This window comes from Mycobacterium sp., from assembly GCF_032162105.1.
Taxonomy (GTDB): Bacteria; Actinomycetota; Actinomycetes; order Mycobacteriales; family Mycobacteriaceae; genus Mycobacterium.
Window position 1 is genome coordinate 1 of record NZ_JAVRPS010000538.1, and the last position, 10,529, is coordinate 10,529.

A 10,529-nucleotide genomic window follows, 5' to 3' on the forward strand; every position below is an offset into this window, starting at 1 on the left:
ACGTGGGCGCAGCGCTGGCGACCGCCGCGGCCGGCCGTCGTTTCGAGGTCGGGATCCGTCCGGCGGGTGCCCCGCCCGCGCCCACGTTCACCACGGCCGAGTTGGCGCCAGGGTGGCTGGCACTCGCCCGCGACCCCGGACCGCTGCTCGGCCTGACCGCGCCGGAACCGGGGGCGGCGCGAGATCTGTTGGCGCGCAGGGACGACACCTTCGCCAAGGTGCAGGAGCACTACTACCGCGATCCGCCGCAGATCGAGCGTGGCTGGCGGCACTTCCTGATGTCGACGTCCGGCCGGGTGTACCTCGACATGGTCAACAACGTCGCGGTGCTCGGGCACGCCCATCCGCGAGTGGCCGATACCGCAGCACGACAACTGCGCAGGCTCAACACCAACTCGCGGTTCAACTACGAGGCCGTCGTCGAGTTCAGCGAGCGTCTGACCGCCACGTTGCCCGACCCACTGGATACGGTGTTCCTGGTGAACTCCGGCTCGGAGGCAAGCGATCTGGCGTTGCGCCTGGCGACGGCGGTGACGGGACGCCGTGACGTGGTAGCGGTCCGCGAGGCCTATCACGGCTGGACGTACGGCACCGACGCGGTGTCGACGTCGACGGCCGACAATCCCAACGCCATCGCCACCCGGCCGGATTGGGTGCACACCGTCGAATCGCCCAACAGCTTCCGCGGCAAGTACCGGGGTGCCGACGCCGCGAAGTACGCAGGGGACGCGGTGCGACAGATCGAACGGCTGGTGGCCGCCGGCCGCGCTCCGGCGGGGTTCATCTGCGAGTCTGTGTACGGCAACGCCGGCGGCATGGCACTGCCGGACGGCTACCTGCCGCAGGTGTACGCGGCGGTGCGGGCGGCAGGCGGGCTGGCGATCGCCGACGAGGTTCAGGTCGGTTACGGCCGGCTCGGCGAGTGGTTCTGGGGGTTCCACCAGCAGAACGTGGTGCCCGACGTCGTGTCGGTGGCGAAGTCGACCGGCAACGGCTACCCGCTGGGTGCCGTGATCACCAGCCGCGCGGTAGCCGATGCGTTCGGCTCGCAGGGCTACTTCTTCTCGTCGACCGGCGGCAGCCCGCTGTCGTGCGCGATCGGGCTCACCGTCCTCGACGTGCTACGCGACGAGGACCTGCAGGGCAACGCGTCCCGCGTCGGCGGCCATCTCAAGGCGCGCCTGCTCGCGCTGCGCGACAAGCATCCGATCATCGGCACCGTGCACGGCATGGGGCTCTACCTCGGCGTCGAGATGATCCGCGATCAGGAGACCTTGGCGCCGGCCACGGCCGAGACCGTGGCGATCTGCGACCGCATGCTCGAGCTCGGCGTGGTGATCCAGCCGACCGGCGACCACCTCAACATCCTGAAGACCAAGCCGCCGTTGTGCATTGACGTCGATGGCGCCGACTTCTACGTCGACGCGCTCGATCGCGTGCTGACCGAGGGTTGGTAGTCGCGCCGCCTGCTGGCCAGATCCCGTCGATGCCTGGCGCGCACGGCGGGGGCGACGGCGGCTGCGATGCCTTAGCGTGAAGCGCGATGTCGGCCATCCTGCTCAGCGTTCACGTCATCGTCGCGATCCTGGCGGTCGGCCCAATTGCCGTCGCGGCGAGCATGTTTCCCCGTTATGCGCGCGATGACGCGGCTCGGCCCGTTGCCAACGTGCTCTACCGCATCTGCGAGACGTACGCCGTGGTTGGCGTGGCAGTTCCGCTGCTGGGCATCGCGACGGCGGTCTCGATGGGTGTGCTGACACAGGCGTGGGTGCTGGTGTCGATCGGGCTGACCGCCGTGGCGGCCGTGGTCCTGGTCGCGTCCGTCCTGCCCGCGCAGCGCGCCGTACTCGGTGGTGCATCGGCCGGGCGGATGGCGATGTCCACGGGGATCTTCAACCTGCTGTGGGTGGTCGTTACGATCCTGATGATCGTGCGACCTGGATCGTCAACGGGCGTCTAGCCCCAGTTCCGAGGACGCGAAGGAACGGGCGATGTGCTTGATCTCGTCGGTCGGCGCATCCCGGATCACCTTCTGCGCGCCTAGACCGTCGATCAGAATCAGCAGCCTGCGGGCGGTCACTGCCACGTCGGGCACGGTGAACTCCGGTTCAGCGACAAGCAGATCTGCACTGCGCTTGGCGCCGGAATTTTCATCGGCGTCATGCTGCCCAGCCTGTTCGCATTACCCCCGACGACATATCGATCACCAGTGCGCTGCAATGAGCGCGGCGACCACCCGTTGCGGGTTGCCGTGTTCCCCGAGCACGGAAGGTATGCAGTCGATTTCGACTTCGCGGCATTACCGGTTTCGGAATCGATGCGTCGCTGACTGCTCGAGCGATTCGTGGTGGCGACGGGTCCGAGTGGTATGTATCGAACGGAACGTTCGGCGCGGTCGCTGATGAGCGCGGTGCGGTCGTTCGCCACATACCTTGGTTCGTTGGATCACTCGCCGGACACACCGGGCCAGCTGCGGGGTACCCATTGGGACGGCTGGTACTGACAACGTCGGTGGGATCGCGGAAGTCATTCTGCGGGGCGGTAAGGACCCTGACAAGGGGATGCCCGGACATTCCCGCGGAGTTCTTCGCGCGGGCCGCGCGTACACGCGTCCCGCCTAGCGCCACGAAGCTGCCGAGCTATACCCCTGAAGAGTTCAGTATTTGGCGTCCGGCCTTGATTGTGACGGCGCGTTCATCGGGGCTACGACGTCACCCTCGTCGGCGCCGCGCACACGACGGAGGACCTGACGTCGTACGCGCACCGCGGCCCGATGAAGTCATCGCCTACACGAATCTCTACTGGGGATACCAGTCGGCGCCGGCGCCGGACGGCCGAAGTCATCGCGACCAAGGACGTCGACGTCGGCTGAGGCGATGGGCTAGCGGGCGCGGCGGGTCGCCTCCTGGGCGAGCTGAACACGCGAGGTGACCGCGAGTTTGGCGTACACGTGCGTGAGATGGCTTGCCACCGTACGCGGCGACATGAAGAGCCTCGTCGCAATGTCCTTGTTGGCGAGCCCATCACCAACTAGCCGGACGACGTCACGCTCGGTCGGGGTAAGGGAGGCCCAACCACTGGCCGGGCGCTTGCGTTCGCCGCGGCCACGCCGGGCATAGGCGATCGCATCCTGTGTGGACAGCGCCGCCCCTTCGTCCCAGGCCGCTGCGAAATCGTCGGCGGACACGAGGTCGCGAACCGCGGCGACCAAGGAGTCGTGCCCGCTCTGGTAGACGGGGTTCCGACGCGCGCCCATGCGCTTTCGCAGCGCGTCCGCGGCGCCGAGCAGTCGGACGAGCCCGTTGGCACCACCCGCCGCAACCGTCGCAGCTGCCAGGCACTCCAAGGCGTCTGGCGTCGCTGTATGGGCGTCGACGGAACTGGCGGTCGACAGCGCCGCATGCGCGTCCTGCTCCGCAGCTTCTACGTCATCCTCCGCCAGCGCCACGCGTGATCGCGCCGTCAGCGCCATCGCGCGATAGACACCATTCGTCAATGAAACAGCCTCGTCGGCATACTTCCTAGCCGTCGCGAGTTCGCCACGGGCGAGAGCTATTTCGGCCATCGGAGTGCCATTCGCGCTTGGAACGGGATGGGCACTCATCTGCTGCCGCGCCGTCGTGCCCGCCGAGACCGCCGTCTCCATGTCTCCTGCGAAGAGCGCGGCAAGCGCCAACGGGGCATAGCCGATCGCCTCGGCGAACCCGCCGAACTCCGAGCCCAATCGCGCGGCGGAAATCGGCGCGGCTTGCCCGGCCTCGACATCGCCGATGCCGATCAGCGTGTACGCCAGATGGGACAGGGCGGCGAGCTGACCGAACGGATCGCCACCGACCTCGGCCTCCGTGAGCAACTCACGGAATTCGATTGCCGCAAGGACGAACTCGCCGCTCAGCATGCGCGCAGTGCCCGGCCCCCAGAACCGACACATCCGAGCGACGAAGTGGTCGCCGCGCTCGCGGGCGATTCGAAGTCCCTCTGCGCCTGCCTCCAGCGCGGGACGCGGATCGCCCGCCATCGCGGCGGCATAGGACTTCCACCAAAGGGCGTGACTCAAGTTCCGCTGGTCCTCCGTCGCACGCGCCAGTCCGAGGGCTTCGTCCAGGTGGAGATTCGCCGCGTCTGCGTCGAAGACGCCCGCACTCCCGCAGGCGATCAGCGCCCTCAGCAGCAGTCCTGATTCGCCAACGTTTCGCGCGATGGCCAGCGACCGTTCGGCGCAACGAGCGGTATCGGGTATGGAGAGAACGGAATTGAGCAGTGCGACATCGGCGAGAGCCCGACCGCGCACGGCGGGGTCTAGGTCGTCGGCGCACTCACCGACCGCAACGGCGTGAAACCAGGTCAGCCCCTCGACGATGCGCCCCCCGGACAGCCAAAGCGGTTGCAGCGCCGAGGTGAGTCGAAGCGCCTCCGCGATGTCGTCATGGCCAACGCTCCACACGAATGCGGCTCTTACGTTGTCGAAATCACGATCCGCGACCTCTTCCATGGCGGTCGCCAGTCGAACGTAGTGGTCACGGTGACTGTGGTCGAGCTCATCGATCTCGCGGGCTTCTCCGAGTTTCTCCATCGCATACTGGCGTATGGTCTCCATCAGCCGGTATCGCGTTGTCCTGTCGGAATGTTCGGCGGTGACGAGGGACCTATCGACGAGTCGGGCCATCAGGTCGATAACGTCGCGGGAGTCGAATTCATGGTCGCTGCAGACCGATTGAGCAGCGGCCAAGTCGAACCCACCCGTGAACACGGCGAGTCGGCGAAAGATCCTCCGCTCGGGCTCGGTCAGTAGGTCGTGGGACCAGTCAACCGAGGCACGCAGTGTCTGCTGTCGTGGCGCCACCGTCCGCGCCCCGCCGGTGAGCAGGCGGAATCGGTCGTCGAGCCCATCGCGGATCTCGGTCAACGACAGTGCTCGCACGCGCGCCGCGGCCAGTTCCAGCGCGAGCGGCATCCCGTCGAGTAGACGACAGATGTCCGCCACCGCGGCGTCGTCATCCGCCGTCACCGTCAAGTCCGGTCGAGCTCGTCGGGCGCGCTCGGTGAAAAGCTCAGTGGCCTCGTCCACCAACGACAGAGATGGCACCCGCCACGTCAACTCGCCAGGCATGGCGAGGGGTTCGCGGCTAGTTGCCAGCACCGTCAGCGCGGGACACGCGCCAAGCAAGGTGGCGCTGAGTGCGGCGCTCGCCTCGAGGAGGTGCTCGCAGTTGTCCAGCACCAGCAGTACACCGTTGTCGTCGATGAAGCGCATCATGCCGTCGTCTGGAGACCGACCGGGCTGGTCGGGCAGACCCAAAGCACGTGCCGCGGTGAGTGACACCAGCCCGGGGTCGGAGATCGGCGCCAAGTCGATGAACCACACGCCGCCCGAGCGGTCGGAATCCCCGGCGAGCTGAGTCGCCAGCCGCACCGCCAGTCGGGTCTTTCCGATCCCGCCAGCACCCGTCAGCGTCAACAGCCGATTGCCGCGCAGCAGGCCCTTAAGGTCGGCGACCTGCGCTTCACGCCCGACGAAGCTCGTCAACTCCCTGGGGAGGTGCCGCTGGTTCGCCACGGAACCGCTCAATCTCCGACCCCCGACAAGCGTGGCCTACGTCCTTTTACCGATGTTCTCGACGGCTTACCGCCGGATCCTCTGACCATCATCATCCACCACGACAAGGGAGGCCCCATGGACGCCACATCTCTCACCCACGACGATGTCACCCGCGACGAAGTCATCGCCCGCAACCTCGCTGTGGTCGCCGACCATTTCGCCAACGAGAACCCGGACGGCATCGAGCACGTGATCGCCGGTTACGCCGACGACATCGTGTGGGAGGCCCCGGCGCGCAGCGTGGTGTTTCGGGACAAGGATCAGGTTCGGGCTGCCTACCTCAGAGTGTTCGAATCGATGGACGTCCACGGGCTCACGCCCATATCTCGGTTCGCTACCGAGGACTGGGTCTTCGACGACAGCATCGTCGAGTTCACCTTGACCGGAGACGGGTTCACGAACTGCCCGTTCGAACTGGGCACACGGGTCAACATGCGGCTGGTGCACGCGTTCCAGCTGCGCGACGGGAAGATCTGCCGCGAGAACGGCTACGAGATCAGGCGTCGCGCCTAGCGTGCCAGACCCGTCGCAACTTCGGCCCAGTGCACAAATCCGCACCAGCCGCGAACCCAACCACCAGGTCACAGCCCTACAGGATCGCGAATCCCGCCACAGTGATAAGAGTCAAGCACCCGCGCCACGACTGTCGGTCGTTCAACGAGACGAACGCGGCTGATCCAGCTCATCGAGTAGCTTTGCTCGCGAGTTCTGACGTCATTTGATCGCGAATTTGAACGTCAGGGTGGATGGTTCTTCGCGATCGCTTATCGTGAAATTTGACGTCACCCGGATTGGGTTAAGGGGTCATTGGCGCTTGGTCGCAGGCAGCAGTTCCGGTCAGTCGACTGAATCTGCGTTCGTCGGATGCTGTCGACGACTGTTGGGTGCGGCGAGGAGGCCCGCGGTGGCGGTAAGCAGTCCGCCGAAGACGAGTAGCGCGGGGGTGAGGGTGATCGCGGTGGCGAGGGCGCCGACGAGCAGCGGGCCGCCGGCGTCGCCGAGTTCGCGGCCGACTTCGGCGGCACCCATGGTTTGTCCGAGTCGTTCTTTGGGTGCGGTGGCAGCTAGGTAGGCGAAGCCGATTGGGGTGATGAGCCCGACCCCGACGCCGATCAAGACTGCGGCGGTGATGAGCCCGGCGACGCCGGGTATGAGCACCGCGACGCAACCTAGGGCGGTGAGCACGAGGCCGGTGGCCAGGCCGGTGCGGTCTCCGATGCGGCCGTCGTCGCGTGCACGCCCGGCGCGGGGTTGAACGAGGGCGGCGGCCAGCGCGAGCAGTGACACGATCGCCCCGGTGGCCAGCGGGCTGAGGCCCCGCTCGGCGCCGATGACGGGTAGGAATCCGACTCCGACTGAGAGGGCTCCGGTAGCGGCGGCCAACGCGAGGGTGGGCCGCACGAAGTCGGGGCTGGTGAGTCGGCGGGCCAGGTCGGCCACGGTTTGGCGGGTCCGCGGCAGCGGCGCAACGCCGGGCACCATCACCGTTGCCCATCCGGCGACGGCGACGCCGAGTGCGGCCAGGGTGGCGAACAGCAGGTTGTAGCCGCCAGCGGTGATCAACACGCCACCGAGCAGCGGGCCCAGGGTGTAGCCCAGGCCTTTCCAGGCGCCGTAGCGGCCGAAACCCCGGCCTTGACCGCCCGGCGGGGTCAGCCGCGACACCAACACCCCGGCGGCCGGGGAGAACGCGGCGGCGGCGGCGCCTTGGCCGAACCGGGCCACACCGACCCAGGCGGGATCACCGGCGATGACGAACGCCGCGGAAGCGGCGGCGAACGCGAGCAGCCCGCCGAGCAGGACCGGGCGGGCGCCGATGCGGTCGGCCAGGGACCCGAACACCGGTTTCAGTGCCACTTCGGCGCCGTCATAGACGGCTAACAGCAGCCCCAGTGCCAGCAGGGAGGCGTGTTGGCCGTGGGTGTAGCCGCCGAGGCTGGCCGCGATGCTGTGCGCTCCGAACGCGGTGACGAACCCGGCTGCATACAACGGCAGCACCTGCCCCCGGGTACCGACGGGGCCGACGTCTGACCGTTCGGGCGTGGTCATCGGCTGGCCGGAGTGAGCGGGTGGGCGGCGGTGAGCAGTGGCCGCATCAGGCGGCTCCGTTCGGCGTGGGTCAGCAGCCAGTGCAGGCCTGGGCGGGCGGCGCCGAATCCTGCGCCGCCGATCGCGGTGCCGAGTATCAGCCCGGCCAGCACGTCGTGGATGTATTCGGCGGCGATGTAGACGCGGGTGAACGCCATCGCCGCCGCCGCGATCATGGCGACGGTGCCCAGCTTGCGGTCGACCAGCCACAGACCTGCGGCGAGGGCGCCGGCGAGCACGGCGTAGTCGGAGGGGAAGGATCCATCGGTGCCGCGGTGGGCCAACACGACGATGTCGGGGAGCACGACGTAGGGGCGCGCCACGTGCAGCGCAGCAACGATCGGTTGGTTGATCGCCACCGCCGCCAGCACGCCCAGCGGCGCCCACGTCGCGGCCGCCATCACGTTCAGGTCACCTGAGCGTCGTGCGGTCCACCACCCCGCCAGCAGCAGGGCGGCGAAGATGACGATCCCATGATCGGCGTAGCCGATCATGAACGGGTGCAGCCAGGGGGTGTCGCGGGCGAACTCGTTGATCAGGGGAAACCACCGCGGATCAGGGTCTGATATCACGCTCGAAGTCCTGGGTGCTGATTCATGTCGGCGGCGGTCACATCTGGTGCAGGGCGGTGAAGACCCGCTCGGTGTAGTCGGCAAGTCGTTCGGTGCAGTGTTTGAGGTGCTGGTCGGCTTCGGCGGCGGTGGGGGCGCCGAACACATCCCGCGCGGCCAGCTCGCGGTGCCAGCGGCGCAGCCGCTCCAGGCTGTGTTCTTCTTCTTCGAGTTCGGCCATGGTGAACTTGGCGATCCGAATTTCCTTGTCGATCTCGGCGTCGAATTTGGCGCAGTCGGCGAGGAACTCGGCCCACTCCTCGTCGCGCTCCGCGGTGAACAGTGCCTCCAGCCGGGCGGCGTCGGGTTCGTCGCGTCCGGCCGCGGTCAACACGGTCACCTCACCGTCGCCGCGTTCGGCCAGCTCCACGGTCCGGGCGATCCCGTCGGCGAACACCGGGGCGTCGGGCACCGCCCACACGCCTTGGCCCAACAAGACCGCCCCGGCCCGGCGCAGCTCCCGCCAGACCGCCACCCGATGCCGCGAGGGGTCGGCCGGCACCCGCACCAACAACACCAGCCACCGCACCGCATCCTCCATCACACTGACGAATGTATCAGCGGTTACACTTGCTCGTCACCGGCTGGATCCGGCGACCGATTTTGACCACCGACCTCCCGACAACCTGGCGCGGGATGTCCCGCACGCCCAGCGGCGTGCATTACCGAGAGCAGCGCCCATGATCAGCTACCTGCAGGCCGTCGTGATCGGCCTCCTACAAGGTGTCACCGAACTGTTCCCAGTCTCCAGCCTCGGGCACTCCGTGCTGGTGCCGGCGTTCATCGGCGGCAGCTGGGAGGCCCTGGTCACCCAATCAGCGACCTCGACCAGCGAGACCAGCCCGTATCTGGCCGTCATCGTCGCGCTGCACGTCGCGACGGCCGTGGCGTTGATCATTTTCTTCCGCTCCGACTGGGTCCGGATCATCCGCGGATTTCTCCGCACCCTCCGGCCCAGCATCGCCGCGCGGCGCCTCGTCACGACCGACGCCGACGAGCGCCTTGCCTGGCTGCTCATCATCGCCACCATCCCGGTCGGCATCACCGGACTGGCCTTGGAACACACCTTCCGCACCCTGTTCGCCAAACCGCTGGCCGCCGCAATCTTCCTCACCATCAACGGGCTGATCCTGCTGGCCGGTGAAGTGCTACGTCGCCGCGCCCCCACCGACACCGAGGACCCCGACGCGATGAACGACGCCGACCAGGCCCCCGGACTCCAGCTGGTCGCCGACCCACCGCCGGTCACCGGTGCCACCAGCCCTGTCGTCGAGTCTGAAACAGCTCCCGCGACGCGCCGCCTGGCCACGCTGCACTACGGCGAAGCCGCCATCATCGGGTCGTTTCAAACCTTCGCCCTGCTCGCCGGGATCAGCCGCTCCGGCATCGCCATGGTCGGCGGCCTGGCCCGCGGACTCTCCCACCGCGACGCCGCCCGATTCTCCTTCCTGCTCGCCACGCCCGTCATCCTGGCCGCCGGCGTCCTCAAACTGCCCTCCCTGGCCGGCCCGGCGGGCGACCACATCCACGGACAAGTTCTCGTCGGCGCCCTCGTCGCCGGACTGGCGTCGTATCTGTCCGTGAAGTGGCTCACCCGTTACTTCGAGACCCGCACCCTGATCCCCTTCGCGATCTACAGCCTCCTCGCCGGGACCATCTGCATCATCCGCTTCGCCTGATCAGCGATCACCAAACCACCGCCGCGGCAACAGAATGCGGGCTCAAAGGACGCCGCCAGACCCCTAGTCGACAAATCAAGACCCGCTGCTACAGATAGCTTTCGTGGACGAGACACACGGGAGTCTGGATCGGCTCAGTCCGCTGGTACAGCGACGAGAGTGTCGAGAACCCGATGCAACACCGTGGAACCGGCTAGAGATCCAGTGGCCTGGACCTGGAGGGCCTGACGCCGCGGCTGAAGCGGACTCAGACCACGATCATCACCGCCGCCATCGCGATCGTGTTGCTGAACGTGGGCGTCTTCGTGTTCGACGCGGTCCAGTCGGTCACCGCGATGACCATCGCACTCAACGCCGTCATCACGCCGTGGGTCGCGATTCTGGCGATCGGCGCGCTGCGCACCGGTACTTACGACCCGACCGATCTGCAGGCGTTCGCGCACGGCCGGCGCGGCGGCCAGTACTGGTTCACCGGCGGCTGGAACGTGCCCGCCGTCGTGGCCTGGAGCGTGGGCGCGGGGTTCGGCCTACTGACCGTGAACACCGAGCTGT

10 protein-coding genes are annotated in these 10,529 nt (G+C 67.6%); 5 read left to right on the forward strand and 5 right to left on the reverse strand.

Going from position 1 to position 10,529, the window contains the following annotated elements:
- The coding region (locus QOC69_RS27550) for a class-III pyridoxal-phosphate-dependent aminotransferase (RefSeq protein ID WP_526445664.1) at positions 1–1,457 on the forward strand (1,457 nt) is incomplete at its 5' end.
- 86 nt (positions 1,458–1,543) lie between these two features.
- Complete coding sequence (locus tag QOC69_RS27555; protein ID WP_526445666.1) at positions 1,544–1,960, forward strand: hypothetical protein; 417 nt, start codon at positions 1,544–1,546, stop codon at positions 1,958–1,960.
- Here the strand turns inward: QOC69_RS27555 and QOC69_RS27560 are convergent.
- Together QOC69_RS27560 and QOC69_RS27565 are read right to left on the reverse strand one after the other, a co-directional pair.
- A complete protein-coding gene (locus QOC69_RS27560) occupies positions 1,946–2,086 on the reverse strand; it encodes a hypothetical protein (protein WP_526445668.1) in 141 nt (46 codons plus the stop codon). The two genes, QOC69_RS27555 and QOC69_RS27560, sit on opposite strands and share 15 nt — an antisense overlap.
- A gap of 795 nt (positions 2,087–2,881) precedes the next feature.
- On the reverse strand, positions 2,882–5,557 hold the full coding sequence (locus QOC69_RS27565) for a helix-turn-helix transcriptional regulator (protein WP_526445670.1): 2,676 nt from the start codon (positions 5,555–5,557) through the stop codon (positions 2,882–2,884).
- Positions 5,558–5,674: 117 nt separating this feature from the next.
- Between QOC69_RS27565 and QOC69_RS27570 the strand changes: the two genes are divergently transcribed.
- Positions 5,675–6,112, forward strand: a complete 438-nt coding sequence (locus QOC69_RS27570; RefSeq protein WP_526445672.1) for a nuclear transport factor 2 family protein — start codon at positions 5,675–5,677, stop codon at positions 6,110–6,112.
- A gap of 324 nt (positions 6,113–6,436) precedes the next feature.
- Here QOC69_RS27570 and QOC69_RS27575 read toward each other — a convergent pair whose 3' ends face one another.
- The 3 genes from QOC69_RS27575 to QOC69_RS27585 are packed head-to-tail and all read right to left on the reverse strand — an operon-like array spanning position 6,437 to position 8,839.
- Positions 6,437–7,648: an MFS transporter gene (locus QOC69_RS27575; RefSeq protein ID WP_526445674.1), complete on the reverse strand. Its 1,212-nt coding sequence runs from the start codon at positions 7,646–7,648 to the stop codon at positions 6,437–6,439.
- Positions 7,645–8,259 carry a phosphatase PAP2 family protein gene (locus tag QOC69_RS27580; RefSeq protein ID WP_526445676.1) on the reverse strand — a complete coding sequence of 205 codons (615 nt, stop codon included), beginning with the start codon at positions 8,257–8,259 and terminating at the stop codon, positions 7,645–7,647. Before QOC69_RS27580 ends, QOC69_RS27575 begins: the two co-directional genes overlap by 4 nt.
- A 37-nt stretch (positions 8,260–8,296) precedes the next feature.
- Entirely contained in the window at positions 8,297–8,839 is a 543-nt protein-coding gene (locus QOC69_RS27585; protein WP_526445680.1) for a Chromate resistance protein ChrB, read from the reverse strand.
- A 139-nt stretch (positions 8,840–8,978) separates the two neighbouring features.
- On the opposite strand from QOC69_RS27585, the gene QOC69_RS27590 reads away from it, so the two are divergent.
- Both QOC69_RS27590 and QOC69_RS27595 read left to right on the forward strand, forming a co-directional pair.
- Positions 8,979–9,977, forward strand: coding sequence for an undecaprenyl-diphosphate phosphatase (locus QOC69_RS27590; RefSeq protein WP_526445678.1), 999 nt, complete (start codon positions 8,979–8,981; stop codon positions 9,975–9,977).
- 260 nt (positions 9,978–10,237) lie between these two features.
- Positions 10,238–10,529, forward strand: a 292-nt coding sequence (locus tag QOC69_RS27595) for a cytosine permease (RefSeq protein ID WP_526445682.1), incomplete at its 3' end; no start/stop codon positions are given.